This window comes from Kribbella flavida DSM 17836 (assembly GCF_000024345.1).
Lineage (GTDB): Bacteria > Actinomycetota > Actinomycetes > Propionibacteriales > Kribbellaceae > Kribbella > Kribbella flavida.
Genome location: NC_013729.1, coordinates 2,086,755 through 2,112,423, shown reverse-complemented (window position 1 = coordinate 2,112,423; position 25,669 = coordinate 2,086,755). Strand labels below are relative to the sequence as shown.

The 25,669-nt window shown below is 70.1% G+C and carries 24 protein-coding genes; 14 read left to right on the top strand and 10 right to left on the bottom strand.

Annotated elements, in window-relative coordinates; translation table 11 throughout:
• Window positions 1–16 precede the first annotated feature (16 nt).
• Window positions 17–451, bottom strand: coding sequence for a MarR family winged helix-turn-helix transcriptional regulator (locus KFLA_RS09980; RefSeq protein ID WP_012919667.1), 435 nt, complete (start codon window positions 449–451; stop codon window positions 17–19).
• Window positions 452–536: 85 nt separating this feature from the next.
• On the opposite strand from KFLA_RS09980, the gene KFLA_RS09975 reads away from it, so the two are divergent.
• Window positions 537–953: an ester cyclase gene (locus KFLA_RS09975; protein ID WP_202797101.1), complete on the top strand. Its 417-nt coding sequence runs from the start codon at window positions 537–539 to the stop codon at window positions 951–953.
• Window positions 954–1,136: 183 nt separating this feature from the next.
• On the opposite strand, the gene KFLA_RS09970 is transcribed toward KFLA_RS09975, so the two are convergent.
• A complete protein-coding gene (locus KFLA_RS09970) occupies window positions 1,137–1,691 on the bottom strand; it encodes a hypothetical protein (RefSeq protein WP_012919665.1) in 555 nt (184 codons plus the stop codon).
• A gap of 130 nt (window positions 1,692–1,821) precedes the next feature.
• Window positions 1,822–2,712 (bottom strand): LysR family transcriptional regulator, encoded by an 891-nt coding sequence (locus tag KFLA_RS09965; protein WP_237706766.1) that lies wholly within the window; start codon window positions 2,710–2,712, stop codon window positions 1,822–1,824.
• Window positions 2,713–2,807: 95 nt separating this feature from the next.
• On the opposite strand from KFLA_RS09965, the gene KFLA_RS09960 reads away from it, so the two are divergent.
• Both KFLA_RS09960 and KFLA_RS09955 read left to right on the top strand, forming a co-directional pair.
• Window positions 2,808–3,743, top strand: coding sequence for a DMT family transporter (locus KFLA_RS09960; protein WP_012919663.1), 936 nt, complete (start codon window positions 2,808–2,810; stop codon window positions 3,741–3,743).
• Window positions 3,713–4,234 (top strand): YbaK/EbsC family protein, encoded by a 522-nt coding sequence (locus KFLA_RS09955; protein WP_012919662.1) that lies wholly within the window; start codon window positions 3,713–3,715, stop codon window positions 4,232–4,234. Before KFLA_RS09960 ends, KFLA_RS09955 begins: the two co-directional genes overlap by 31 nt.
• 20 nt (window positions 4,235–4,254) lie before the next feature.
• Here the strand turns inward: KFLA_RS09955 and KFLA_RS09950 are convergent, their stop codons facing one another.
• A complete protein-coding gene (locus KFLA_RS09950) occupies window positions 4,255–4,905 on the bottom strand; it encodes a class E sortase (protein WP_012919661.1) in 651 nt (216 codons plus the stop codon).
• A gap of 190 nt (window positions 4,906–5,095) precedes the next feature.
• On the opposite strand from KFLA_RS09950, the gene KFLA_RS09945 reads away from it, so the two are divergent.
• The 7 genes from KFLA_RS09945 to KFLA_RS09915 all read left to right on the top strand — a co-directional run bounded on the left by KFLA_RS09945 (window position 5,096) and on the right by KFLA_RS09915 (window position 12,847).
• Entirely contained in the window at window positions 5,096–7,573 is a 2,478-nt protein-coding gene (locus KFLA_RS09945; protein WP_012919660.1) for a TIGR03773 family transporter-associated surface protein, read from the top strand.
• A 95-nt stretch (window positions 7,574–7,668) separates the two neighbouring features.
• Window positions 7,669–9,129, top strand: a complete 1,461-nt coding sequence (locus tag KFLA_RS09940) for an anchored repeat ABC transporter, substrate-binding protein (RefSeq protein ID WP_420167159.1) — start codon at window positions 7,669–7,671, stop codon at window positions 9,127–9,129.
• Window positions 9,126–9,950, top strand: a complete 825-nt coding sequence (locus tag KFLA_RS09935; protein WP_012919658.1) for a TIGR03773 family transporter-associated surface protein — start codon at window positions 9,126–9,128, stop codon at window positions 9,948–9,950. Before KFLA_RS09940 ends, KFLA_RS09935 begins: the two co-directional genes overlap by 4 nt.
• Entirely contained in the window at window positions 9,947–10,693 is a 747-nt protein-coding gene (locus tag KFLA_RS09930; RefSeq protein WP_012919657.1) for an anchored repeat-type ABC transporter ATP-binding subunit, read from the top strand. Before KFLA_RS09935 ends, KFLA_RS09930 begins: the two co-directional genes overlap by 4 nt.
• Window positions 10,690–11,556: an anchored repeat-type ABC transporter permease subunit gene (locus KFLA_RS09925; protein WP_012919656.1), complete on the top strand. Its 867-nt coding sequence runs from the start codon at window positions 10,690–10,692 to the stop codon at window positions 11,554–11,556. The genes KFLA_RS09930 and KFLA_RS09925 overlap by 4 nt, the downstream gene beginning before the upstream one ends.
• 11 nt (window positions 11,557–11,567) lie before the next feature.
• Entirely contained in the window at window positions 11,568–12,212 is a 645-nt protein-coding gene (locus tag KFLA_RS09920; protein WP_012919655.1) for a choice-of-anchor M domain-containing protein, read from the top strand.
• A complete protein-coding gene (locus KFLA_RS09915) occupies window positions 12,209–12,847 on the top strand; it encodes a choice-of-anchor M domain-containing protein (protein WP_012919654.1) in 639 nt (212 codons plus the stop codon). Before KFLA_RS09920 ends, KFLA_RS09915 begins: the two co-directional genes overlap by 4 nt.
• Before the next feature lie 57 nt (window positions 12,848–12,904).
• Here KFLA_RS09915 and KFLA_RS09910 read toward each other — a convergent pair whose 3' ends face one another.
• Together KFLA_RS09910 and KFLA_RS09905 are read right to left on the bottom strand one after the other, a co-directional pair.
• On the bottom strand, window positions 12,905–14,230 hold the full coding sequence (locus tag KFLA_RS09910) for a carboxylesterase/lipase family protein (RefSeq protein ID WP_012919653.1): 1,326 nt from the start codon (window positions 14,228–14,230) through the stop codon (window positions 12,905–12,907).
• 21 nt (window positions 14,231–14,251) lie between these two features.
• Window positions 14,252–15,157, bottom strand: a complete 906-nt coding sequence (locus KFLA_RS09905; protein ID WP_012919652.1) for an MBL fold metallo-hydrolase — start codon at window positions 15,155–15,157, stop codon at window positions 14,252–14,254.
• A gap of 158 nt (window positions 15,158–15,315) precedes the next feature.
• Here KFLA_RS09905 and KFLA_RS09900 point away from each other — a divergent pair, with 158 nt between their 5' ends.
• Complete coding sequence (locus tag KFLA_RS09900; RefSeq protein WP_012919651.1) at window positions 15,316–16,221, top strand: helix-turn-helix domain-containing protein; 906 nt, start codon at window positions 15,316–15,318, stop codon at window positions 16,219–16,221.
• An 8-nt stretch (window positions 16,222–16,229) separates the two neighbouring features.
• On the opposite strand, the gene KFLA_RS09895 is transcribed toward KFLA_RS09900, so the two are convergent.
• Entirely contained in the window at window positions 16,230–17,120 is an 891-nt protein-coding gene (locus KFLA_RS09895; protein WP_012919650.1) for a hypothetical protein, read from the bottom strand.
• 176 nt (window positions 17,121–17,296) lie between these two features.
• Between KFLA_RS09895 and KFLA_RS09890 the strand changes: the two genes are divergently transcribed.
• Window positions 17,297–20,542: a BTAD domain-containing putative transcriptional regulator gene (locus tag KFLA_RS09890; RefSeq protein ID WP_012919649.1), complete on the top strand. Its 3,246-nt coding sequence runs from the start codon at window positions 17,297–17,299 to the stop codon at window positions 20,540–20,542.
• 3 nt (window positions 20,543–20,545) lie between these two features.
• On the opposite strand, the gene KFLA_RS09885 is transcribed toward KFLA_RS09890, so the two are convergent.
• On the bottom strand, window positions 20,546–21,310 hold the full coding sequence (locus KFLA_RS09885; RefSeq protein WP_012919648.1) for a GbsR/MarR family transcriptional regulator: 765 nt from the start codon (window positions 21,308–21,310) through the stop codon (window positions 20,546–20,548).
• A gap of 227 nt (window positions 21,311–21,537) precedes the next feature.
• Between KFLA_RS09885 and KFLA_RS09880 the strand changes: the two genes are divergently transcribed.
• Together KFLA_RS09880 and KFLA_RS09875 are read left to right on the top strand one after the other, a co-directional pair.
• Window positions 21,538–22,209, top strand: coding sequence for a DUF4097 family beta strand repeat-containing protein (locus KFLA_RS09880; protein WP_012919647.1), 672 nt, complete (start codon window positions 21,538–21,540; stop codon window positions 22,207–22,209).
• 59 nt (window positions 22,210–22,268) lie between these two features.
• Window positions 22,269–23,510 carry a serine hydrolase domain-containing protein gene (locus KFLA_RS09875; protein WP_012919646.1) on the top strand — a complete coding sequence of 414 codons (1,242 nt, stop codon included), beginning with the start codon at window positions 22,269–22,271 and terminating at the stop codon, window positions 23,508–23,510.
• A 96-nt stretch (window positions 23,511–23,606) separates the two neighbouring features.
• On the opposite strand, the gene KFLA_RS09870 is transcribed toward KFLA_RS09875, so the two are convergent.
• The gene (locus KFLA_RS09870; RefSeq protein WP_237706765.1) at window positions 23,607–24,623 is read right to left on the bottom strand and encodes a Gfo/Idh/MocA family protein; all 1,017 of its coding nucleotides are present in this window, start codon (window positions 24,621–24,623) and stop codon (window positions 23,607–23,609) included.
• Window positions 24,620–25,666 (bottom strand): zinc-binding dehydrogenase, encoded by a 1,047-nt coding sequence (locus KFLA_RS09865; protein WP_012919644.1) that lies wholly within the window; start codon window positions 25,664–25,666, stop codon window positions 24,620–24,622. The genes KFLA_RS09870 and KFLA_RS09865 overlap by 4 nt, the downstream gene beginning before the upstream one ends.
• Window positions 25,667–25,669: the final 3 nt, after the last annotated feature.

The window sequence follows — 25,669 nt, the reverse complement described above, 5'->3', positions numbered from 1 at the left end:
TGACGTACGACGCCGCTTAGCCGGAGACGCCGGTGTCGCTGAAGCGTGCTGTGATGTGGTCGAGGACGCCGGTGAAGGTCGCCAGGTCGGGCGCTGACAGTTCGCCGAACAGTTTCCTGGCCAGGTGAGTGGCTCCTCTCTCCATCCGCGCGGCCGCGAGCTCACCTTGCTCGGTCAGGCGGACCAGCACGGCACGACGGTCGCTGAGGTGGTCGGTGCGCGTGACGAACCCGGTGCCTTCCAGTGCGTCGATCAGCGTCGTCACGTTGCGAGGAGTGACCCCCAGAAGGTCGGCGATCTGCCGCTGAGTCAGCGGTCCGTGCCGGGCCACCTCCCACAGGACCGTGGCGCGAGCTCGGGTGAGGCCACGTGCCTGCAGGGCTGTGGCCATGTCGTCAGCAAGGAGGGTGGACACCAGGAGCAGCCGGTCCAGCGCCGCGCCCTCATCCATCGCGACAGAAGGTGCATCTCCTTCATCATGTACCATGTTCACTATGTTACCAGCGCCGACATCATCCGAGGATGGCGAGACCACAGTGACGACTGAGAAGAACATGGAACTGATCCGCCGGGCGTACACCACGCTGGAGGGCGGCGGCGATCTGGAGGCGAGCGTCGAACTGCTGACCGAGAACTTCATCGTCAACCTCCCCGGCCTGCCTGAGCCGGTCTACGGCCGGGAGGTGTGGAAGCTGGGAGCGCAGGCGATGCTGGATGGATTTCCCGACCTGCAGATCGACATCGAGGACATGTTCGCAGCCGGTGACAAAGTCGCGGTGCGGGTCGGTTTCCGTGGCACGCACCGAGGCCAGTTCCAGGGAGTGCCGGCCACTCAGCGAGCGGTCAGCTTCCGGAGCATCGAGCTCTACCGGATGGAGGGCGACAAGATCGCCGAGGAATGGGTTTCGCCCGACATGTTCGGCCTGATGCAGCAGATCTCAGAGCCCGCCTGACCGCCGCTGTCCAAGGCCCACAGCCCTGCCGAAGCCTCGCGCTGTCCGGGTGCGTTCGACGGTGGCTCGGCTGAACACCCCTGACCAGCGGAACGCAGGCCAGGGGTGTTCTCGACAGGTCAGGTAGTGCCGAAGGGCGCGTCGATCACGTAGCTGTGCCGTAGGTCGGACTGCGGCCGCAAGTCACCGGGGCCACCGTTGAATTCGTCCCGGAATGCCGCGGGCAGTCGCGTGTCGCTCCGCGAGCAGGACGTCGAGGGCAGCCTTCAGCTTGGCTGCGTCGGGGGTGAGCAGGAGCGGCAGGTTCACCGGGGAGGTCGGGTGGCCGTCGTGGCCGGTGCGCTCGGCGATCACAAAGGTGTACGTCGCCCGGCTGCTCACGACGCCGACGCGGAACTCCGAGATCTCGGACCACACCACTCGCTTGCCTCGGACAACCAATCCGTCGCTGTCCACGACAACCCGCACCCGTGGCAGCAGCAGCCACGTGATCCAGATCGCGACCCCGAGCAGTGGACCCGCGAAGACCGCACCGATCGCGATCGGCATCGTCGGATTCGGACTGGTGAAGGAGTAGCCGAACATCGCGAGGAACGGCATGGTGCAGGCGATGATCCCGGCGATCGCCTTGCGGGACGTCTCCAGCTCGACCGACCCGGTACGACGGAACGTGTCGACCAGGCGCTCCGCCGCCGGAGGGAGCTGCCAGGGGAGCGAGGGATGCGCCGACGGTGCCACGACCGCGAGAGTACGACATCACCTCACAGCAGCTGGTACCGCGTCCTGCACCCAACCGTCAGGCAGCACCGAACCAGTGCCGTACCTACTGCTTCTCTGCAGGTGCACACCGAGATCGGCAGCGAGTGGCTCAGCGGTCTCGGCCCTGGATCTCTGCGGCAGCGCGGCGCAACTCGCCGAGCACCGTTCGGACGGCCTTTCGGGCGGTGCGCTCGGGCCGGTGCAGGACGTCGATGTGGCGGAGGGCATGGAGCCCGCTCAGCGGCCTGAGCACGACGTCAGGGTGCGGCCGGGCCGTCCACCGGGGCATCAGCGCGAGCCCGCCGCCGGCCGCCACGGCCTCGGCGACCACCGAGAATTCGTTGATGCGGTGGACGATGTCGAGCCGGCGGTTGGCGGCGCCGGCGATGGCCTCGATGGTCGACATCAGCGGAAAGCCGTCATGGACGGTGATCCACGGCTGGTCCGCTACCTCCCGAGGTGAGAGCAGCACTTTGGACGCCAGCGGGTGGCCGACGGGCAGAGCGACGTCGAGTGGTTCACGCAGCAGCATCGTGGAGGTCACACCGCGCGGCCAGGGCGGGCCGTGGTCGAGGCGGTGGGCGAGCACGAGGTCGTACTGACGGGTGAGGGCGGAGAAGCGGTCCTGGGCGACGTCCTCGTCGGCGAGCGCCAGGCGAGGGCCACCGGAGCCGGCCATGCTGCGCAGCAGGAGCGGGAAGAACGCGGACGCTGCGCTGTGGAACGCGGCCACCGAGACATCGCCGTCGGGCTGCTCGGCGAAGTCGGTGATCGTGGTCCGGGCCCGGGCGAGCGCGGTCTCGACCTCGACGGCCGCCGCGGCCAGCGCCTGCCCGGCATCGGTCAGCACCACCCGGCGCCCGGCGCGTTCCGTCAGCGGGATGGGGATCGCGCGCTGCAACAGTCGCAATTGCTGCGAAATGGCGGATGGCGTCACGTGCAGCGCCTCTGCGACCGCGCTGACGCTGCCCAGATCTCCCAGTTCGCGCAGGATCCGCAACTGCCGTTCATCCACTCCAAGAGTGTAGTTCTACTACATCATTGGTGTAGAAGCTGGTGCTGGTCTTCAACGTCCCAGTCAGGCAGCGTGAGCGCATGCGTATCGCCCGCCGCACGGATGCGGTACTCCTCGTCGTCGCGCTGGTGTGGGGTTCGAGCTACCTGGTGGCCAAGACGGCGACCACCGTGCTCCCGGTCTTGGCCGTCCTGTTCGCCCGGTACGCGATCTCCGCGCTCGCCTGCGGCACCCTGGTCGCCTTCCGCCACCGGCGCCGTCGCTGGACCCGCGCGGAGGTCCGCATCGGCTCGCTGCTGGGAGTCACCCAGGCAGCCGTGCTCGTGCTGGAGACCTACGGGGTGGCGCACACCAGCGCCGCGAACGCCGGGCTGATCATCAGTCTGACCATCGTGCTGACGCCGCTGCTGGACCGCACCGGCAGCCGCTCGCTGCCATGGACGTTCTTCCTCGCTGCCGGACTGTGCGTCGTGGCCGTCGGGCTGCTCACCTCAAGCACCGGGCTGCACGCACCACGGCTCGGCGACGTACTGATGCTCGCCGCCGCCGTCGTCCGGGCCGGGCACGTCGCTCTCGTCGGACGGCTCACCGCGGGCCGTTCCATGGACCCGCTGCACCTGACGAGCGTGCAGACCATTGTGGGCTCGGCACTGTTCTTTCCGCTCGCCATCCCCCACTTGCCCGACCTGGTCCACAGCAGTGCCACCACCTGGGCCCAGCTGATCTATCTCGCCTTGTTCTGCAGTGTGTTCGCCTTCCTCGCCCAGACCTGGGCCGTGCAGAACACCTCCGCCAGCCGGGCGTGCCTGCTGCTGGGCACCGAGCCGATCTGGGCCGTTGCCATCGGCATCAGTCTCGGCGGCGAACACCTCACCCTCTGGGCCACTCTCGGTGCCGTGCTCATGATCGCCGGAACCTACTGGGGCCAAGCCATCGAACGCATCCACCGCACCGCCACACCAAGCCCCCCGAGAGAGGACGAACCGTGCCCGGCGATGACACCTACCAGCGCCTGATCGCCCTGTTCGACACCACCCAGACGCCCTACCGGCTCATCGATCACGCACCGGACGGCACCACGGAGTCGGTCAGCGCTCTGCGCGGGCACCCCGCGTCGCACGCGGCGAAGTGCATCATCCTCCGGATCAAGACCGACCGGCGGACCACCCGCCACGTGCTCGCGGTCATCCCAGGAGACCGACGTGTCGACCTGGACGCCGTCCGCACGTTGTTCAAGGCCCGGTACGTCGGGTTCAGCGACGCCGCCACCGCCGAACGACTGGCCCGCTCCGTCCCCGGCACCGTGCTTCCCTTCACCTTCGATTCCGACCTCGAGCTCGTTGCCGACCCCGAGGTCGTCGAGCGACCACAGCTCTACTTCAACGCCGCCCGCCTCAACCGGTCAGTGGCCATCTCAGGCGCCGACTACGCCCGGCTCGCCCAACCACGCATCGAGCCGATCGCCGGCCCAGCACCCGGCGAGCCCCACCGAACCACATCGCCATGACCGCAACGTCAACCTGGACCTCAACCCGAGGTTTTCGGCTGCTGGCTGACCAGGTGGGCGAAGGCGACGGAGCGGTCCGGGGAGTGGAACAGGTCCTGGCAGGTGGTGAGGGTGAGGATCGGCTTGGTGGGGGTCTGGCCCGGCTTGCCGGGGACGGGGTCGAGGACCCAGGTGTCGGCTGGTTTCACCGTCAGGTCGCGGGGTGCGCCGTTGAGCTCGTAGGTGTAGACGGCGTCGGCGGTCTCGACGATGACCTGGTCGCCTTTGCGCAGTTCCAGCAGCTTGCGGAACGGCGACCCGTGGGTGACCCGGTGACCGGCGATCGCGAAGTTGCCCGGTTCTCCGGGGAGTTGGGTCTGGGGGTAGTGGCCGAGGCCCCGGGCCAGCTCGTCCTCGCCGACGCCTTCGACGACCGGCTTCTCCCAGTCGGCGCCGAAGCGCGGGATGCGCAGCAGCGTGATCGGCGTACCCGGGGAGGCCCCGCTTCGCCTCGGTCCGGATGCCCACTCGGCGCGCAGGTCGTGCTCCAGGCGGTCCATCGTGCGGTTCGCGGTGATGCCGGTGCCGAAGTACTGCCAGCCGACCCACCCGAGCACGCTCAGCCCAGCGACCAAGAAGAGCACGCCGAGGACCCGCCATGGTTGGGAGATCCAGCGGTTCAGCAGCGCCACGGCCGCCTCGTACGGCGAACGCCGCGCGCGTCATGAGCGGCCGACATGCGGGCGAGTCTACCTGATAATGATTTCCAACAACGGCTGGTCGACAGCGGCCATCGTCGCCTGACGACTTTTCCGCGGGAGCGCTTCGAGTTCTCCACCACCTTACTGAAAATGGTTGTCAATTCAGATACAGTGCCGGTTCGTGACCGCCACTCACTTTCCGCTTCGCCTCCTGCTGCCCCTGAGCTTCGTGCTGCTGCTGGTGCCCTGGCGGGCCGACGCCTCACCGGCCGCCGCTGCACCAGAGGTCTTGCAGGCTGTGCACACAGACATGCTGCACACCACGTTCGACGGCTCCGCGCTGCGGCTCAACACCCGAATCGGCCATGGCCACTACCGCGAGGCGGATCCGGCCGGACTGATCTTCAACCTCGAGGACAAGGGCACCGCCAGGGTCGAGGTGCCGGACCTTCCGGCCTTCGCCTTCCTCGGCACGCCCGGTGATCCCGCCTGGCTGGCGCCCGAGACCCAGGACCCGGAACTGATCTGGCCCGGTTGGGACACCGAGACGATCCCGGCCGGGGTGCTGCAGGACGACACGGTCGACCTGACGATGCTCGACAGTCGAGGACCGGGCGCCGTGGAGGTGTTCTTCAACTACGACCCGGTGGCCGACCGCGTTCAGCGTCTCTTCAGTTCCACCGACACCTCGCTTCGTACCGTGCACCAACCGATCGGTCGCCATGTGCATGCCAACTGGGCCTTCACGCAACTGGGCACCTACACGCTCACCTTCGAGGCGACCGCCACCAGGCTCGACGGCGTGCGGGTGTCCTCCGGCCCGATCGTCTACACGTTCGTCGTCGGTCCGTACGAACCGCCGACGCCGACCCCGACTCCGACGCCGACTCCCACGCCGACGCCAACTCCCACGCCGACACTAACCCCGACTCCTACGCCCACCCCGACGCCAACTCCCACCCCGACGCCGACCTCCACGCCCACCCCGCCGGCCTGCGTGACGGCCGTCCTGGGCGCCGGTCACGTGGACGTCGCCGCGCGAACAGTGGGCGACCGCCTGCGCTTCCAGGTGAAGGACGGAACGCAGGGCGCCGACCGGGTGGTGTGGCGCGACCCGGGCACCGTCGCATTCCAGGTCCGCCCGGCCGGACGGGTGACCGTGCCGTCCTCGCCCGCGTTCGGCTTCCTCGGTACGCCGGGCGCCCCGGTCTGGCGCATCCCGCAGACCCAGGACGCCGAGTTGCTGTGGGCCGGCTGGAACACCGAGTCCGTCGACTACGGCGCCCTGTCGGGTCCGGTCTCCTGGTCACTCGACCGTGTGCAGGGCCCGGGCAAACTGGCGCTCTACCAGGTCGACGGCAGCGGTCAGCCGCGCGTTTCGTTCGACAGCTCCAGGTCGCTGCCGCAGGTGATCTCCCTGGCCGCGCCGACCCACGCCCACGGCAACTGGGCGTTCACGAAGGAAGGCGTCTATCGACTCACGTTCAGCTACTCGGCCACGACCAAGGCAGGCCGAGCGATGCGCGACACAGCAACGCTTGCGGTTGTCGTGGGCAACAGCGACGTCTCCGCGCTGTGTCCTGGCGGCCCGCCGCCGACCACTCCTCCGGCGACCAACTCACCCACGCCTCACCCCACGTCGACTCCGGAGCCCTCGCAGAGTGCCCAGCCGACCGTGCAACCGACAGCGACAACGACAACAACACCGCCGACAACGCTGCCAGGCAACGGTCCCCAGCAGCGCCCGGTGCCGCCCCAGCCGTCGTCGACGACCACTCAGCTCCGACCCTGCGTCGTCACCACCCCAGCGTCGCCCTCCACCAGTTCGCCGGCGACCACGCAACAGAGCCCGTCAGCCTCCCTTGGCAACGGCAGCACCGGAGTGACACTGACCAACGGGCACGCCGACTACGCAGTACGGCTCGAGGCAGGTACGCCGGCCTCGCGGATCAAGGACGGCACGAAGGGTGCGGTCGTGTGGCGTGATCCCTCACAGGTCACCGTACGGCTGACGTCGGCCGCCGCAACCACAATCCCTGGCGGCGCCTTCGGCTTTCTCGGCACCGCCGGGTCGCCGATCTGGCAGATCCCGCAGACCCAGAAGCACGGTGTGGTCTGGCTCGGCTGGAACACCGAAGAACTCTCCCCCGCCCAGGTCACCGGCAGCGTCGACTGGCGACTGGACAGCGTGGCCGGGCCGGGCAAGCTGGCCGTCTTCGAGTTCGACTCGTTCGGGCAGCCGAAGGTGATCTTCGACAGCGGCGACGGCCTGCCCGACACGCACCGGATCGCGCTCGGAACGCATGCTCACGGCAACTGGGTCTTCACCGAGCCCGGCACGTACAAGGTGAGGTTCACCCACAGCACCACCCTGGCGACCGGCACCAAGGGCAGCGACTCGGCCACCGTCACCTTCGTCGTCGGCGATCCGGCGCCGGGCGGCGGCGCACCAGCAGCAGCCCCGCCACCGCAGTCCGTCGTCACGCCCGCGGCAGACGCTCAGCCGCAGTCCGCGACCTCGCCGGTGACGGCCGCGGGCAATTGCCGGCTCGCCTCGGCCGGCGGGTCGATCGGCACCGGCTGGATCGCCGGTGGCGTCGTGCTGGTGCTGCTCGGCGTGGTGGCTCTGGTCGCCGCTCGCCGCCGGAGCGAGTCGTGAGGCGGGCGACGAAGGCAGCCGCCGCCGTGCTGGCCTTCGCGGTACCGGTGGCGCTGACCGGATGCTCGGCCGGGCCCAGGTCCGGCCGAGACGGTATGGAGGTGGTCGCCACCACCGAAATCCTGGCCGACCTGGCCCAGCGGGTCGGCGGCGACCGGATCTCGGCGTCCTCGCTGGTGCCGCCCGGTGGCGATCCGCATTCGTACGAACCGACGGCAGCCGATGCCAAGCGAGTGGCCAAGGCCGACATCACCTTCACCAACCACCTGCTGCTGGAACCCCAGGCGCTGATCAAGACGATCGACGCCAATGCGCCCGAGGGCTCGCCCAACGTGTCCCTCGCCGAGGCCGCCGAGTCGTACGGCGCGCGGGTCATCCCACTCGTCGAGAACATCGGCCTCGACGTGCTGTGGCTCGGCCTGCGAGTGCGTGGCACCGGCAAGAGCCGCGGAGCGACCCGGACGTCCGCGGTCCAGCTCACTGCCACCGGCCTGACCGGGCCAGGACAACTCGTTGCCTACCTGACCGAATCGCTCGGCCACCCCGACCGCTACTTCGACTCCACCGACGGCCTCGGCGCCTCCGACACCACGACCCTTCCACCGGCCGCGCACACCCACCTGAACTGGGCCTTCACCAAGCCGGGCGTCTACCGGCTGACCCTCGAGGGCAAGCTCGACGTGGCCGCCGGCCAACCGGTCCGGCCCCTGGGCAAAGGCACGTTCACCTTCGCCGTCGGGGTCGACCCGAGCACCGTGAAGCCGGCCGGCGGTGGTCCGGCGACTGTCCTGGCCGACGGGCACACCGATCTCACCGTCGATCTGGACAGCGGCCAGGTCCACGCGTACTCCGACGCCGAGTCGGTCGGTGCGGCCCAGTCCGTCGTGGCGGCCGAGCAGGTTGTGATCGACGTGCCGAACCGGGCGCTCGCGACCGTGCCGGACGACAACCGGTTCGAGTTCCTGGGCAAGCCGGGCACGCAGGTCCACCAACTGCCGCAGGCGGTGCTCGGAAAGCACGTGCACGGCGAGATCGACCCGCACCTGTGGGAGGACGTCGCCAACGCGAAGGCGTACGCGCAACTGATGCGGGACACCCTCATCAGCGCCGATCCCGACGGCAAGCAGCAGTACCAGGACAACACCGCCGCCTATCTGCGGGAACTCGATCAGCTCGACGAGTACGTGCGTACCAAGCTGGCCAGCATCCCGCAGCAGCGTCGTCAACTGATCACCACGCACGACGCCTTCGGCTATCTGGCGAGGGCCTACGGGATGACCGTCGCCGGCTTCGTCGTGCCCAACCCCGCCCAGGAGCCGAGTGTGGACCAGGTCCGCAAGCTGTCCGAGACGATCCGCAACCTCAAGGTGCCGGCCGTGTTCATCGAGCCCAACCTGGCCCAGCGCGCCTCCGTGCTGACCCAGGTCGCGCGTGACCAGGGCGTCCAGGTGTGCACGATCTACGGCGACTCGTTCGACCAGCACGCGCGCAACTACGTCGCCATGATGCGGCACAACGCGGACGAGCTCCAGCGCTGTCTCGGGGAGGCGAAGTGAGGACCTTCGCCGCGGCAGTCCTGCTGCTGAGCGCCGTTGCTTTTCCGGCCGCGGCCGAGCCGGCACCGGTGACTCAGCAGGTCGTGGTCGCCGACGGCCACGTCGATCTCGGGCCGCGCTTCGTGGACGGCCGCTGGACAGTGCAGCTGCGCGACGACACTGCCGACCCCGCGGTCTGGCGACCGCTGGAGAACGTCGTACTGCAGGTGTCCGGCAAGGCGCAGGTCGCGGTCCCCGCCGACCCCGCCTTCGCCTTCCTCGGCAAACCGGGTCAGAGGATCTGGGTGATCCCGCAGGTTCAGCGGGACGGGGTGCTCTGGCCCGGCTGGAACACCCAGGAGACCGAGGTGGCCAAGCAGGTCGACCGGGAGGTCACCTGGTCCCTGGAAGGCGTCGAGGGACCGGGCGCGTTCACCCTCTTCCTCAACAGCGACTTCGGCAAGCCTGAGACGGTCTTCGACAGTCGCACGCCCTTGCCCCAGCAGACCGGGATCGACGTCAACACCCACGTGCACGGCAACTGGACTTTCGAGGCTCCAGGCACCTATCTCCTGCGGATCGCGATGACCGCGAAGCTCACCGACGGCAGCACGGTCACCGACCGCCGCACGCTGCGGCTGTACGCCGGTGACGGCGACGCCCGGGCGGCGTTCTCCGTCCAGCCGAAGTCCGCGGTGTCGCCCGCATCGCCGGCTGCCGCCGAGCAGCCCGCCGGTGAGGACAGCGGCTCCACCCGGTGGATCGTCGGCGGCGGCGTGCTCGTCCTGATCGGAATCGGCCTGGGCGTGGCGTACCGGCGTACACGGAAGGTTTCGGCATGAGCGTCCTGTCGGTACAAGGCGTGGCCGTCGAGCTCGGCGGCCGGCAGGTCCTGCACGACGTGGACCTGCGGGTGACGGAATCCGAGCACGTCGGCCTGATCGGGCCGAACGGAGCCGGCAAGACCACCTTGCTGCGCGCGCTGCTCGGGCTGCTGCCGATCCGCAGCGGCTCGATCACCATCGACGGACGGACGCCGGCCCAGGTCCGCGGCACGATCGGGTACGTCCCGCAGCGGCACGAGTTCGTCTGGGACTACCCCGTGGATGTCGGTACGGCGGTGATGACCGGCCGCACGCATCACATCGGCTGGCTGCGCCGCCCTGGCCGAGCCGATCGGAGCGCCGTCGCCGAGGCACTCGAGCGCGTTGACCTGACTGATCTCGTACGCCGTCCGATCGGCGAACTGTCCGGCGGCCAGCGGCAGCGCGTGCTGGTCGCCCGCGCACTGGCCCTGCGGCCCCGACTGCTGCTGCTGGACGAACCGTTCACCGGCCTCGACGTCCCCACCCAGGAGATCCTCACCCAGTTGTTCCGGAGCCTCACCGCCGAGGGCACCGCGATCTTGATGACCACGCACGACCTTCCGGCCGCCGCGGAGACGTGCAGCCGGCTGTGTCTGCTGAACGAAACCGTCGTCGCCGACGGTCCTCCGGACGAGTTGCGCGACCCGGCCGTCTGGCTGCGCGCGTTCGGCGTCGCCAGGTCCGAGCAGTTGCTGCACAGCCTGGGAGTGGCCCGATGATCGAGTTCTTCACCGAGCCCTGGCAGCACGTGTTCATGCAGCGCGCGTTCCTGGTCGTGCTGATGTCCGGCGTCGTCTGCGGGGTCATCGGCAGCCACGTCGCCCTGCGGGGCATGGCGTTCATCGGTGACGCGGTCGCGCACGCGGTCTTCCCCGGCATCGCCATCGCCTTCGTGCTGCAGACCAGCCTGGTGGTCGGCGGCGTCGTGGCCGGGCTGATCACGGCGCTGGCCATCGCCGTCGTCTCGCAGAACCGGCGACTCAAGGAGGACACCGTCATCGGGGTCTTCTTCGCCGCCGCCTTCGGACTCGGCATCGTCGTGATGAGCACGGCACCGGGCTACGGCGGCTCGCTGGAGTCGTTCCTGTTCGGCTCGGTTCTCGGCATCAGCGACCGCGACGTGGTCACCGTCGCCGTCGCGGGCGCCGCCCTGCTGCTGATCAGTGGCGCGCTGCACAAGGAGTTCGTCACCGTCGGGCTGGACCGGGAGACCGCCCGCTCGGTCGGGCTGCCGATCTTCTGGCTCGACATGGCGCTCTACGCGATGGTCACGATCGCGATCGTCATCTCGATCCAAGCCGTCGGCAACATTCTCGTGCTCGCCCTGCTGATCACGCCGGCCGCCTGCGCCCGCCTGCTCACCGACCGGATCGGCGTGATGATGCTGATCGCCCCGGCGATCGGCGCCGTTTCCGGCCTGACCGGCCTCTATCTGTCCTACGCGTTCAACCTCGCCGCCGGCGGGTTGATCGTGCTCACCGCCACCGCGGTGTTCGTGACCTGCTGGGTGTTCGCGCCCCGGCACGGTCTGCTCAGCCACCGTCGCGTCACCGCGACGGAAGCAGTTCCCGTCCGCCCGTGAAAGGAAAGTCAATGCGCAAGCCCTACCGCTTGGCACTGCCCGCCGTGGCAGTCCTCGCGCTCACCAGTGTCGGCCTGCCGGCCGATGCCGCCTCCCGGGTCGTGCTCGACCAGGGCCACGTCGACGTCGTCGGCGTCGCCTACGAGAACGGTGGCCTCGACGTCCACGTCCATGACGACCAGACCGGCACCGAGTACTCCCCCGCCGAGGTCCAGCTCGTCGCCAAGCCCGGATCGGAGATCGCGGTGCCCGCCGACCCGGCGTACCGGTTCCTGGGGGCCGCAGGCGCCCGTGCCTGGGTGCTGCCGCAGGCGCAGGACCCGGAGCTGCTCTGGCCCGGGATCGGCGCCGAGGAGGTCGCGTCCGGCGTCTTCACCAACGACGCGCTGAAGGTCGACGTCGTCGGCGTCAGCGGTCCCGGCGACGTCAGCATCTTCACCACCGACGCCTTCGGTACGCCGACGGTGCTGGTTGACAGCGGCAACGGTCTGCCGGACCGGATCACCACCACCGCCGGTGACCACCTGCACGCCAACTGGGCGTTCGAGGCGCCCGGCACCTACCAGCTCAAGGTGCGGGTGACCGGCACGCTGGCGGCGACCGGCAAGCGGGTCACCTCCGCGATCGCCACCTACTGCTTCAAGGTCGCCCAGTGAAGGGCCGGGTGCTCGCCGGCGCTGCTGCCGCCGCGCTGCTGACGCTGCTGCCGGTCGCTCAGGCCCACGCCGCCACGACGATCTCGCAGGGCCACGTGGACGCCATCGACGTGGACTGGACCGGCTCCGCGCTCACGCTCGACCTCCGCGACCAGACGGTCACCCCGGCGGTCGACCGCAACCCGGCCGACGTCGTCCTGAACGCGGTGTCCGCCAGCAAGAAGACCGTGCCGTCCGGTGCGGCGTACGCGTTCCTCGGTACGCCGGGCGCGCCGGTGTGGATCCTTCCGCAGACGCAGGCCGGCGGGATCGTCTGGCCGGGCATCAGCACCGAAGGCGTTCCCAGCGGCGCGCTGCAAGGCAACTCGGTGAACGTCCGGCTCGTCTCGGTCAGTGGCCCCGCCCACGTGAGCCTCTACACCACCAGCGCGCTGGGTACGCCGACGGTCTGGTACGACAGCGGCAACGGGCTGCCGGACAACCGTGCCTTCGGCATCAACGCGCACGCGCACGCCAACTGGGCCTTCGAGGCCGCCGGCACCTACACCGTCGTCTTCGAGGCCACGGCCACCACGGCCGCGGGCGCCGCCGTCAGCAGCGGCCACAAGACCTACACCTTCACCGTGCAGCCGTGAGCCTGGCCCTCGGGTGGACTTCGGTCCGCCCGAGGGTCCGCTCCGCGGCGGCCTCCTTCAGTCGAACATTTCCACGGTGTCGCCGTCGGAGGCGGGCCAGCCGGGATCTCCGGTGCTCGCGAACTGAATCCACGCGCCGTGCATCCGGGTGGCGAGGCCGGCCGGTGCTGCGTCGGGGCCGAGCAGCCCGGTGGGTCCGTGCAGCCAGGGCTCGTCGGCGAGGTCGAACACGAACGGAAGTTCGACGGTGTGGGCGGCTCCGAGCTGTCCGTTCACCGCGGTCGAACGGTAGCCGAACCGATAGACGTGAGTGCGGCCGCCGGAGACCCGGCGGTGGGCCTCGATCATCCGGTCGGTGCCGGCGCCGAACAGCGTCTGGCCCAGTTCGGCCGCGGCCGTGGAGTTGTCGAAGTTGCCCTGGGGAACGAGATAGAGGTTGCCCTCCTCGGTGTTCGTGCCGATCAGCAGATCGACCTCGGCGGCGGGGCCGTTCGCCAGCGAGTCCGCTGGCTGCTCGGGCAGCACCAGGCTGAACGGGCTGAGCCCGGCCAGTGGATCGTTCGCGGCCTGGGTCCGCAGGTCCAGCCCGGCGAGCCGCGGCAGGATCCCGAGGAAGCGCTCGTCGGCGAGGTCGGCGAACGCCTCCGCGGTCGGTGCCACGCCCAGCGCCTCCGCAGCTGCTCGGGTGACCCGCTGTGCCTGCTCCGGCGTGAAGGCGCCGGTGCCGCTGCCGCTCTGCACGATCGCCCGGCGGAACAGGCCCTTGGCCGCCGGCGTCGCGAGCAGAGCCCCGACCAGAGTTGCTCCGGCGGACTGACCGAACACCGTGACGTCGGCCGGATCGCCACCGAACGCCGCGATGGTGTCGCGAACCCAGCCGAGGGCCGCGAGCACGTCGAGCAGACCGCGGTTGGCCGGTGCCCCGTCGAGATCCAGAAATCCGGGGATGCCGAGGCGGTAGTTCACCGTCACCAGAACGACGCCGTCGCGGGCGAACGCCCGACCGTCGTAGAGGGCTGCGCGGGACGAGCCGGTGACGAAACCGCCGCCGTGCACGAAGACCATCACCGGCGCGGCACCGGTCGACGACGGAGTACGGACGTCGACGGTCAGGTACTCCTTCCCCGGCACCCAGCCGGGGCCGAAGTACGGCGTCAGGTCGAGGCGGCCGAAGTCCCGGCGCGGTTGCGGCGCCGTGGCGGAGGGGCTACTGGCGTCGCGTACGCCGTGCCAGCCGGCATGCGGGGTCGGAGGCGCGAAGCGAGCGGCGCCGACGGGCGCGGCGGCGTACGGGATGGCGCGATACAGCTCGCCGTACTCGTCGCGGACGCCACGGACCGCGCCCGCGGGGGTGTCGATAGGGGTGGTGACCTGGTGGGGCACGAGGCCTGTCCTTTCCGGAGTTCAGGAGATGCGGGCGAAACCGGCCCAGTTCTTGATGGCGAACTTCGAGCCGTCGCGAACGACTTCGGCCGCACCCCGGCCACCGAGGTGGGCTGGGAAGACCAGGGCGTTGTCGTCCGCGGCGCGACCGAGCAGACGGTGCCGGGTGGCGCGGGACTCGGCCGGGTTCTCGCAGAAGCAGCTGTTCGTGTCGGGCTCGACGAGTTGCAGCGGGGTGTGGACGAGGTCGCCGACGAACAGAGCGCGATCGGTCCCCGACTCCAGGGTCAGCACGGACGAGCCGGGGGTGTGCCCGGGCGCGAGGTCGAGCCGCAGGTTGGCGTCGATCCGGCAGGTGCCGTCCCACAGCTGCGCCAGCCCTGCCTCGTGGATCGGGGCGACACTGTCCTCGAACACGTTCTGGTTGCCGCGGCCGAGAACCGGCCGGTGCTCGTTGGCCGGGTTCCAGAAGTCGAAGTCACGCCGGGGCATCAGGTAGGCGGCGTTCGGGAAGGTCGGCACCCAGGTACGGCCGTCGAGGCGGGTGTTCCAGCCGACGTGGTCGACGTGCAGATGGGTGTTGATCACCAGGTCGACGTCGTCGGGCTGTACGCCGGCGGCCGCGAGGTTGTCCAGGAACTCGGTGTCGAGACGGCTCCAGACCGGGGCGTACGGCCGGTCCTTGTGGTTGCCGACACCGGTGTCGACCAGGATCGTGCGGCCCTCGCTGCGGAGCAGCCAGGTCTGGATGGCCGACACGCACTCCTGCGTCTGCGGGTCCCAGAAGTCCGGGGCGAGCCAGCCACGGTGTTCGGCCCAGGCACCGGCGGGGCTCTCGGGGAAGAACTCGGCAGGGCTCAGCTCGACCGAGCCGTAGTACTCCTTGATGCGGGTGACGGTGACGTCGCCCAAGGTGATCTGGTCCATCGTCCGTCCTCGGTGTTGCCGGAACACGGTTGTCGACCGCGCTGCCGGGGTGGTCTGCCACCGAGTCTGCGGACGGGACGATCGGGCAACCACTCCTCCTGCTGCGTACCCCTGGCAGGGTGTGGTTGCGGGTTGACCGAGGGACGAATACTGGCTCTATGGACTCAGCTGGCCCGCTCGGTGACTTCCTGCGCGCACGGCGGGCACAACTGCGCCCCGAGGACGTCGGGCTCCGTGATTTCGGCCCGCGCCGGCGAGTGCCGGGCCTGCGGCGCGAGGAGCTGGCCCAGCTGGCGGGTGTCAGCGTGTCGTACTACGCGCGGCTCGAGCAAGGCCAGTCCCGCGGCGCGTCCCCGGAGGTGCTCGAGGCGATCGCCCGCGCGCTCAGGCTCGACGCCGCCGAACGCGAACACCTGGACCGGCTGGCGAACGCGTCCCGCCGTACGCCGAAAGCACGCCGCCGGCGGCCCGAGCGGGTGACGGCCGAGACGCTCGACCTGCTCCGGGCCCTGCAAGGCATTCCCGCCCTGGTCCTCGGCCGGCGTACGGACGTGCTGGCCTGGAACGACCTCGGGCACGCGTTGCTTGCCGGACACATCGATCCTGCCGCACCCGGCGATCCCGCCCGCCGGCCGAACATGAGCCGGCTGGTCTTTCTCGACGAGCACTGCCGCGAGCTCTACGCCGACTGGAAACGCAAGGCGCGCGCCGTGGTGGGAAATCTGCGGATCGCCGTCGGTCTCCACCCCGACGATCCGGAACTGGCCGCCCTGATCGGGGAGCTGTCCATGAAGAGCCCCGAGTTCGTCGCGCTGTGGGCCGACCACAAGGTCGCCCCGTGCGAGGCCGCCTCCTACGACCTGCGGCATCCGCTGGTCGGAACGGTCATCGTCACCCAGCAGACCCTCACGATCGCCCGTTCGCCCGAGCAGAGCCTCGTCGCGGTGACGACGACCGCCGGCTCGCCCTCGGAGGCGGCACTCGCCATTCTCCGGCAAGCCACCACCCGGACGGCCCGGCCGGCTGGTGTCGTCGGCGTCTCACGACACCAGCTCGGCGGCTGACGGGCTGACTACTGGCCGTAGGCCTTGGCGGTCCAGCCGAGGGGGCCCAGGGAGCCGCCCTTGATGTCGGTGCCGACGCCATCGGTCTGCTTGGCGTCGAAGTGTGCCGAGGCAGTGCCGGTGGCGGTGATGCCGAGCAGGACGCGGCCGTTGGGATGCGCGGAGCAGGGGCCCGTGCTGAGGCTGTTGAAGGACGCCCAGCCGCTCGACTTCAAAATCTTCGAACTGATCTGCGTCGGGGTGGCTCGGTTGATCCGCCACTCCTTGAGCTCCCCGTTCGTCTTCGTGCCGATCAGCACGTCCACCGCGGCACTGCCCGTTCCACCGCTGCGCTCGTAAACGAGGGTCTTGACCGCGTTCCAGCCGGCACCGGACAGCTGCACCTTCCCGGTGAGGGCTCCGGTGGTCGCCGACACCGTGTAGCGGTAGAGCGACGAGCCCGTCACCCGGTAGAGGTACGGGTACCCGTACGCCAGAATCCGCGTTGCGGGGAACCCACTCGCGTGCTGGTTGGCGGTCAACGAGGTGATCCGCCAGGTGCCGTCGACCAGCTTGCCGTGGCGGATCATCTTGTAGAGCCACCCGTTGGTCGGATGGACCACGTACTCCGTACTGCGGAACTCGGTGTCGCTGCCGCCTCCCCCCAACTGCTGCTGCGCCGACGGGACCCAACCGAGCTTGTCGTTGACGTAGGCCTCGGTGCTGGTTTTGCGACCGGAGTACCCGTAGCTGAGCCGCTGCCCGTCGGTGCGGTACGCCGCGGTGAAGACGGTGCAGTCGGCGGGCACGTCGCTGAGCGCGGCAGTCGCCGGCCGGGCGGTCAGGTTGACTCCGGCCACGGCGACACCGGTGGCGACCACGGCCAGCGCCGTCGCGGTGGCCATGATGGACTTACGCATAGGGATATTTCCTCCAGAACAGCTCGAGCAAGATCGGCAACGGCCGATTCTGGTGGCCGGCGCTGACGTTCCACTGCCCGTACTCCGCCCGTACCTCGGGGTGCCGCACCGGCGACAGGTAGCCCTCGGCAACTGTTGGTTTCCGGTGACTCCCCGCAGCACGTAGGATGCTGCCCGTGCCCGGCAGGTCGCAGGAGGCCCCATCCGGCGCTGGTCATGTCCGGACCGGCCGCTTCGGTGAGTTGCTGCGAGCTTTTCGCCGGCAGGCGGGCATCACTCAGCGCGCGCTTGCCGACCGGGCCGGCCTCAGCGCCGGCGCGATCCGCGACCTCGAACAAGGCAGAACCCGAAGCCCGAAGGCGGACTCGGTCCAGGCGCTCGCCACGGCCCTCGGCCTGGGTCGCGGCGATGCCAAGCTGCTCCGGGCCGCTGCGGGTGCGTCACGGTCCTCCCCCACACTGATCGGCGCCGACGGCCGGCTGCACATCGGCATCCTGGGCCCGCTCGAGGTCCGGCACGGAACCGTACCGGTGCTGGTCAGCTCGGACCTGCAGCGCACCTTGCTGGCCCGGCTCGCCCTGGGCGCCGGTACGACGGTCAGCCTGGACGAGCTCATCGATCTCCTGTGGCCCCGCACCGCCCCGTCGAACGCGGTGAGCCTGTTGCAGACCCGGGTCGCCAGGCTGCGGCGGTTGCTGGAGCCGCGACACCCGGCGTACCCGGTGATCGTCAGCAGCGGCAACGGCTACCGGCTGGAAGCGAGCTCGGACACCCTTGATCTGCTGGCCTTTCGCGACCTGACCGCGAAGGCGGCCGTCGACGAACCGGAGGCTGCGGTGACGAAGCTCGCCGACGCCGTCGGGCTGTGGCGTGGCGACACGGACGTCGAGGCGGTGGCGACCAATCCGCTGTACGTCGCGCTCTCCAACGAGTACGCCGCCGCCGTCCGAGCCTTGGCCGCCCTGGCCCGCGAGATCGGCGAGCCCGAACTGGCGCTGAATCCCCTGCTGGGCTTGGCCGCGCGGCACGAGCTCGACGAGCCGCTGCACGTCGAGCTGATCCGGACGCTGGCAGCGTGCGACCGGCAGGCCGAAGCCCTCGCGGCGTACGAGCGGATCCGATCCGCGCTGGCCGAGCAGCTCGGTGTGCAGCCGAGCAAACGTCTCCGCGCGGTGCAACAGCAGGTGCTCCGCCAGCACAGCGAGCCGTCCTGGGAGCCGGTGGTCGTCCAGCAAACCCCTTCCGCGCCACCGGACTTCGTCGGCCGGGAGGACGAACTGACGACAATCTGCACTGCGCTCGCCCGGCCGGACGCGGTTTCTTCCCGTGTCGTCCTGATCAACGGGATCGCCGGGGTCGGCAAGACCGCCTTGGCCCTGGTCGCCGCGCACCGCCTGCGCGCGCAGTACCCGGACGGCCAGCTCTATGCGGACCTGCGCGGCAACGCCACGTTGCTGCCGGAGCCGATCCAGGTGCTCGGCCGCTTCCTGAGGGCACTCGGCGTGCCGGGCCGGCGGATCGGCACCGACGAGACCGAAGCCGCCGCCCTGCTCCGCAGCGAACTGGCCGACCGGCGCGTCCTCGTCCTGCTCGACAACGCCCAGGATGCGGCGCAGATCCAGGCCCTGCTGCCAGGGGCGGGACGCAGCGACGCGATCGTGACCAGCCGACGCCGACTGCCCGGTCTGGACACCGCCGGCGTCGTGGATCTCGAGCCCCTCACCCGGCCGGAGGCGATCCAGCTGATCGCCGCCACCGCGAGAACCCATCGGCTCGACGCCGACACCGAGGGTGCGACGGCGCTCGCCGAGGCCTGCGCCCGGCTTCCGCTCGCGCTGCGCATCGCCGGCGCACGGCTCGCCACGCGGCCGGAGTGGACAGTCTCCGACCTCGCCCGCCGCCTGGACGACGGCAACCGCCGCCTCACCGAGCTCAGCATCGGCGAGTCCAGTGTGCTGAACAGCTTCCAGCTCAGTTACGCGGACCTGAGCCTCGAAGCCCAACGCGCCTTCAGACTCTGTGGTCTGCATCCGGGCGACGACTTCAGCGCCGACAGCACCGGCATCCTGCTCGGGATCTCCGCGGCCGACGCCGACCGGGTCCTGGAGGACCTGCTCGAGGCGAACATGCTGATGCAGTACGCGAACAACCGCTACCGCTTCCACGATCTGCTCGGCCTCTACTCCCACCGGCTGCTCGCCGAGGACGCGGAGGCCGAGGCTGCGCGGGCACGGCTGCTCGCCTGGTACACCGAGGCGGTGACGGCCGCGATGGACCGGGTGTACCCGCAGCTCGTGCGGCTCGCCACGCATCCCGAACCTGCCAGGTTCTTCCGCACCGACGCCGACGCGGTCGACTGGCTCGACGACGAACTGCCCGCGTTGCTCGCGGTCGTGCGGGAGTCGGCGTCGTCCGGCGACCACACGGTGGCCTGGCAGATCGTCGACCAGCTCCGGGGGTACTTCTTGGTCCGGCGCGACCTGGACGGCTGGGTGCCGGCGGCACAGGCCGGGTTCGCCGCCGCCGCCGCGACCGGTGACGACGTGGCACGCACTGCGATGCTGATCAGCCGCGGGCAGGCGCTGTGGTCGGTGGGCGAGGACGAAGCTGCGCTGGCCGACTGCCTGGCCGGCGAGGCGCTCGCGACCTCGATCGGCTGGACCACAGCCGCGGCGTACCTGGCTCACCACGTGGGCTGGCACCACCTGGAAGGCGGAAGGCTCGCCGACGCCGTCGCGTACATGAAGCGGGCGCTGGCGCTGACGGAGGAGGATCCGCGGGGCCACGTGCGCGCCGTCGCGTTCAACGGCCTCGGTATGACGCGGCTCTACCAGGGCGAGCTCCAGGAGTCCGCCGAGCTGTTCGGTTCCGCCCTGCAGATCAACGAGGCGGCCGGCAGAGAGGCGTCCGTGCTCGTCAACCGTGGCAACCTGGCCAGCGCCTGGCGCCAACTGGGCCAGGTGGAGCGTGCGGCCGAACTGCTCGGCGAAGTACTCGAGGCCTACCAGCAGCGATCGCACCCGCGAGGCGAACTGTCCACCCTGGACGAGCTGGCTCGCCTGTACAGCCAAGAGGGCAACGGAGTCGCCGCCTTGCAGACGGCGTTGCGCGCCTACGACCTGGCCACCCACATTCGCGACCGGAAAGCCCAGGCCCAGACCGCGGCGACCGTCGCCGAGGCTCAGCTGAGAGTGGGCGACCCCCACGCCGCGATCGAGTGGAGCGAGACCTGCTTGAGCATCGCCCGCGGCGCCTACCCGTACTTCGAAACCCAGGCCCTGCTCGCCTTGGCTTCGGCACGACGCAGTACGGGTGCCGCGGCCTCGGCAGCCGACGCGACCGAGCAGGCCGCGTCGATCGCCCGTGCGTGCGGCTTCGCCTTGCTCGAGAGGGAGGCAACCGGCCACCGACCGCCTCAGTAGGCCCTAGCCTCCTCGGCTCCCCTGTCCCGAGGTCGGCTCAGGTTCGTCCGGGCTTGCCGGGGGTTGGGTGTGCAGGACTTCGCGGACCTGTTCCGCGGCCCGCAGGATGGCCTCGCTCATGAAGTCGCTGAAGCGGGCGATGTTCTCGAGCCGGATGGCGGCCGGGCTGCCGCGGCCGAGCACGACGACGCCCTGGCGTGCGGTTTCGGCGAGCTGGGCGGTGCCGCGGGCGCTGGCCACCGACGAGTGGTACCAGACCTCGTCGTCGACGAAGTAGCGCTCGCGCCGGCGGTCGTCCCGGGTACGGCGGATCAGGCCCTGCTGCTCGAGAAACGCTATCGCCTTGGACACCGACGCCGGGCTGATCTGCAGGTGCTGAACGATCTCGGACGCGGTGAGGCTGCCCGCGTCGGCGACGAACAGGCAGGTGAGCACGCGGGCCATCATCTTCGGCAGGCCCTGCTGCATCATCAGCGTCGTGAAGGCCTCCTCGTACTCCCGGACGGCGTCCTCGTCGCGGCCGGGAGCCGGAGCCAGCGCTCTGCGCTCGCGGGGCAGCGCCTGCTTGCGCCGGTGAGCGCGCCGTTCGGTGGCACGGTGCGCCAGGTCCGCGCGGTAGCCGGTGGGACCGCCGTTGCGCATCACCTCGCGAGTGATCGTCGAGGTGGGGCGGTCGAGCCGCCGCGCGATCTCCGCGTAGGCGAGACCGTCGGCCAGTCCCAGCGCGATCTGCTGACGGTCCTGCTGGGTGAGCCTGCCACCGGACACCGTGATCTCCTTCGTTCTTCTCCGCGTGCCGTCAGCGTAGCGTTCACCGCTGCCCGATGCAACGCGGGCGCCTTGCGGTGTTGCATTCGCTTCTCGCTCTTCGCAACACTTTCTGCACTCTGACCTGCGAATATGTTCGTCAAACGCAACATCGTAGTTGCCGATTCTACAAATGCAACGTAGCGTTTCCGGTGTTGGAAAACTCGACCGCACCCCAGGAGCGCATGATGCAGAAGTTCGACACCGCCACCGCGATCACCGCCGCCATCGACATCACCGCCGGCCGCATCCAGGTCATCGCCGCCGACCGCACCGACACCACTGTCGAGATCCGGCCCGCGGGCGCCACCAAGAGCCGCGACATCAAGGCCGCCGAGCAGACCACCGTCGAGTTCACCGACGGCATCCTGCGCATCACCGGCCCGGCGCAGAACAACCAGCTCTTCGGCCAGACCGGCTCCGTCGAGGTCACCGTGCAACTGCCGACCGGCTCCCACGTGCAGGCCACCGCAGCCGCCGCCCAGTTCCGCGGCGTCGGCCGCCTCGGCAACATCACCGTCAACGGCGCCCACGACGAGACCAAGATCGACGAAGCCGCCACCGTGAACCTGACCGCCCACGCCGGCGACATCACCGTGGGCCGCCTCACCGGCCCTGCTCACATCACCACCCAGCAAGGCGACATCACCATCGCCGAGGCCACCACCGGCACCGTCGAACTCACCACCCAGCAAGGCAACCTCACCATCACCACCGCCCCCGGAGCCTCCGCCACCCTCGACGCCGGCACGACCTACGGCCGCGTCACCAACACCCTCACCAACACCGAAGGCCCCGCCGCCGCCCTCACCATCAAGGCCACCACCCAGCACGGCGACATCACCGCCCGCAGCCTCTGAACCGCCGCGGCACCGCCCGGATCGCCTCCCCGCCTGTTCGATCGAAGGAGCGCACGACCATGTCCAGCACCCGCACCGACCAGCACAGCGGCATCTCCGCCGCAGGCCAGCGCAGAATCAGCGACCTGCTGGCCCGGCACGTCGAGTCCGGCAAGATCCCCGGACTGGTCGCTCTGGTCAGCCGGGGCGGTGAGACGTACGTCGAGGCGGTCGGCACCCTGCGCCACGACGGCGGCGCCCCGATGAGCCGGGACACGATCTTCCGGATGGCCTCGACCTCGAAGCCGGTCAGCATGGCCGCGGCGATGGTGCTGCTGGACGAGTGCCGGCTGCGGCTCGACGACCTGGTCGAGCAGTGGTTGCCCGAGCTCGCCGACCGGCAGGTCCTGCAACGGATCGACGGCCCGCTGGACGACACCGTCCCGGCGCGCCGGCCGATCACCGTCCGGGACGTGCTGACCTCGACCTTCGGGCTCGGCATGGACCTGACTGCCCTCGGTACGCCGATCATGGGCGCGATCTTCGAGCAGGGACTCACGCCCAACCTGCCGGAGCCGATGCCCGAGCCGGACGAGTGGATGCGCCGCCTCGGCGCGCTGCCGCTGATGAACCAGCCCGGCGAGCGCTGGCAGTACCACATCAGCAACGACCTGCTCGGCGTGCTCGTCGCCAGGGTGACGGGTCAGTCGTTCGAGAGCTTCCTGCGGGAACGCATCTTCGACCCACTGGGGATGAAGGACACCGGCTTCCACGTGCCCGCCGACCGGATGCACCGGTTGCCGCCCCTGTACGCACCCGACCCGCAGACCGGCGAGTTCCACGTCTGGGACGAGGCCGAAGGCGGTCGGCACAGCGCGCCGCCGGCGTTCCAGGGTGGCGGCGGGGGCCTGGTCTCCACCGTCGACGACTACCACGCCTACTTCCGGATGCTGCTGAACAACGGGATGCACGGGAACCAGCGGATCCTGTCCCGGGCAGCTGTCGAACTGATGACCACCAACCGCCTCACCCCCGAGCAGAACGCCGCCCGCAACGCCACCGCCACCAACAACGTGCACGTGTCCTTCGGCCAGGGCCAGCACGGCGGCTGGGGCCTGGGCATGGCCGTCCGCACCTACCGCGGCGACTACGCGCCGATCGGCCAGTTCGGCTGGGACGGCGGCAGCGGCACCACGACGTACGGCGACCCGGACAACCAGCTGACCGGCATCCTGCTCGCCCAGGTCGGCATGTCGGTCCCGGACCCGGCCAGGCTCGTGCACGACTTCTGGACCACGGTCTACCAGGCGATCGACGACTGACGCCACGCTGCCGGGGATCGGTTCGACGACGGCTCGAGACCCCTGCCGGACACGGCCCGGCGCCACGTCGAGACCACGACGTAGCGCCGGGTCCTGTCACTCGTCGGGGTAACGAAGGCCGATCTGGCTGCGGATCTCGTCCATGGTCCGCATGATTCCCACCGACTCCTCAGGACGCAGCAACGGGCTCCCGGCGGTGTCGCCGGCGGTGACGAGGCGCTCCAGCTCGGCAGCCTGGAACTGCATGCCGCGACCGCTCACCGGCTCGTCGTACCGGTCGAGCACCTTGCCGTCGTTGTCCAGCAGGGTGACCGGCGCCGGGGCGTACCAGGTGTCCGCGATCTCGATCCGCCCCTCGGTCCCGAGAATGGTCGCGGTGTTCCGCCCGCGGGTCTCGCTGGAGCAGTACGTGGTGGAAAGGGCGCCGCCGTCGTGCTCGAAGACGGTTGCCACCGAGGCGTCCACGCCGGAGCTCCGGAACGCGGCGCGAGCCCGGACATCGACCGGCCGGCCCAGGATGTCCCAGGCGAACGAGACCGGATAGATGCCGAGGTCGAGCAGAGCCCCGCCGCCGAGCCGCAGGTTGTTGATCCGGTGCTCGTCCTCCTGCGGGAGGCGCTGGGTGTGGTCGGCGTGCACCGAGCGCACCTGTCCCAGCCGGCCGGAGTCGATCAGGCGGTGGACGTGGGCCATGTGCGGGAGGAAGCGGGTCCACATCGCCTCCAGGACGACAAGTCCCCGCGCGCGGCCGAGCTCGGTGACGCGCTGCGCCTGCTCACCGGTGAGCGTGAACGCCTTCTCCACCAGGACGTGCTTGCCGTGCTCGAGGGCGAGCTCGGCGTTCGCGGCGTGGAAGTTGTGCGGCGTGGCGATGTAGACGACGTCGACCTCCGGATCCGCGACCAGGTCCTCGTAGCTGCCGTGCGCGCGCGGGATCCCGAACTCGGCCGCGAACGACTCGGCCGACGCGAGCGACCGTGAGCCCACGGCCGTGACCCGGTGGTCGTGGGCCAGCAGGTCGCGGGTGAAGGCTCGGGCGATCCCGCCGGTGGCCAGAACGCCCCAGCGCACGCTGCCGTCCGACCGTGGCGACGGCTCCACCGCGACGCTCACCGGTCGAGCCCGTAGTCGAGCACGACCTGCAGCGCCTTCTCCGGCGCGCTGTCCAGCATCTCGAAGGCCGCCGGGGCGTCTTCGGCGGCGACGATGTCGGTGATCAGGTCCCGCAGCGGCAGCCGGCCGTCGCGTTCCAGCGTGAGCACGGTTCTCGACATCCGCAGTTCGTCCCAGCGGTGCTGCAGCACGGGAGCGACGCCGGAGATCTGCGAGCAGATGATCGCGACCCGGTTGTGGTGGTACTCCTCCCCCAACCGGACCGCGGTGGCACCGCCCTGGAAGAAGCCGCCGGCCACGACCCGCGAGCTGTAGGCGACCGTCCGGACCGCCTCCTGCAGCGCCTGGTAACTGCCACTCATCTCGATCACGACGTCGGCGCCACGGTTGCCGGTCAGCGCGCGGACCCGCTCCGCCACCTCGTCGGTCGTCGGGTCGAGCGTCAGCGAGGCGCCGAGCCGTTCGGCGAGTTCACGGCGCGCCGCCACCGGGTCCACCACGATCACCTCGGCACCGTTCAGCCGGGCCAGTTGCGCGACGATTTGCCCCGGCACGCCGGCACCGAACACCGCGACCGTCTCGCCGACGTGGATGTCGGCGTCCAGGATCGCATTCAGCGCGATGGCGCCGATCTTGGCGAAGATGCCGGCGATCGGCGTGGAGCCCTCCGGCAGCAGACGCTCCTGGACCCAGCCCACGGGCCGTACGACGGACGAGCGGTGTCCCCAGGTGCCCCAGACCAGGCGGCCGACCAGGTCAGGGTCCACGTCGTCTCCGACGGACTCGACCCGGCCGACCTCCTCGTACCCCCAGCCGTCCAGGGGGTAGGAGTGAGTGGAGTCGCCGGGGACGAACAACCGGCGTTCGGCGTCCCACTCGCTGTTGAGGTACGGGTTGCTGCCCCGGTACGCCGTGAGCTCGGTGCCGGCCGAGATCCCGGAGTACAGGGTCTGCAGGCGCACTTCCCCGGCGCCGGCCGGCTGGTCGGGGAAGTCGACGACTTCGGCCGTGCGGGGTGAGGTGAAGCGAACGAGACGTCCCACGGT

Bases quoted from the DNA above. Each gene is read 5' to 3' on its own strand.
- KFLA_RS09925 (WP_012919656.1), top strand. From the start codon at position 10,690: ATGATCGAGTTCTTCACCGAGCCCTGGCAGCACGTGTTCATGCAGCGC.
- KFLA_RS09895 (WP_012919650.1), bottom strand. From the start codon at position 17,120: ATGCGTAAGTCCATCATGGCCACCGCGACGGCGCTGGCCGTGGTCGCC.
- KFLA_RS09920 (WP_012919655.1), top strand. From the start codon at position 11,568: ATGCGCAAGCCCTACCGCTTGGCACTGCCCGCCGTGGCAGTCCTCGCG.
- KFLA_RS09980 (WP_012919667.1), bottom strand. From the start codon at position 451: ATGGATGAGGGCGCGGCGCTGGACCGGCTGCTCCTGGTGTCCACCCTC.
- KFLA_RS09875 (WP_012919646.1), top strand. From the start codon at position 22,269: ATGTCCAGCACCCGCACCGACCAGCACAGCGGCATCTCCGCCGCAGGC.
- KFLA_RS09930 (WP_012919657.1), top strand. From the start codon at position 9,947: ATGAGCGTCCTGTCGGTACAAGGCGTGGCCGTCGAGCTCGGCGGCCGG.
- KFLA_RS09900 (WP_012919651.1), top strand. From the start codon at position 15,316: ATGGACTCAGCTGGCCCGCTCGGTGACTTCCTGCGCGCACGGCGGGCA.
- KFLA_RS09940 (WP_420167159.1), top strand. From the start codon at position 7,669: ATGGAGGTGGTCGCCACCACCGAAATCCTGGCCGACCTGGCCCAGCGG.
- KFLA_RS09960 (WP_012919663.1), top strand. From the start codon at position 2,808: ATGCGTATCGCCCGCCGCACGGATGCGGTACTCCTCGTCGTCGCGCTG.
- KFLA_RS09905 (WP_012919652.1), bottom strand. From the start codon at position 15,157: ATGGACCAGATCACCTTGGGCGACGTCACCGTCACCCGCATCAAGGAG.
- KFLA_RS09880 (WP_012919647.1), top strand. From the start codon at position 21,538: ATGCAGAAGTTCGACACCGCCACCGCGATCACCGCCGCCATCGACATC.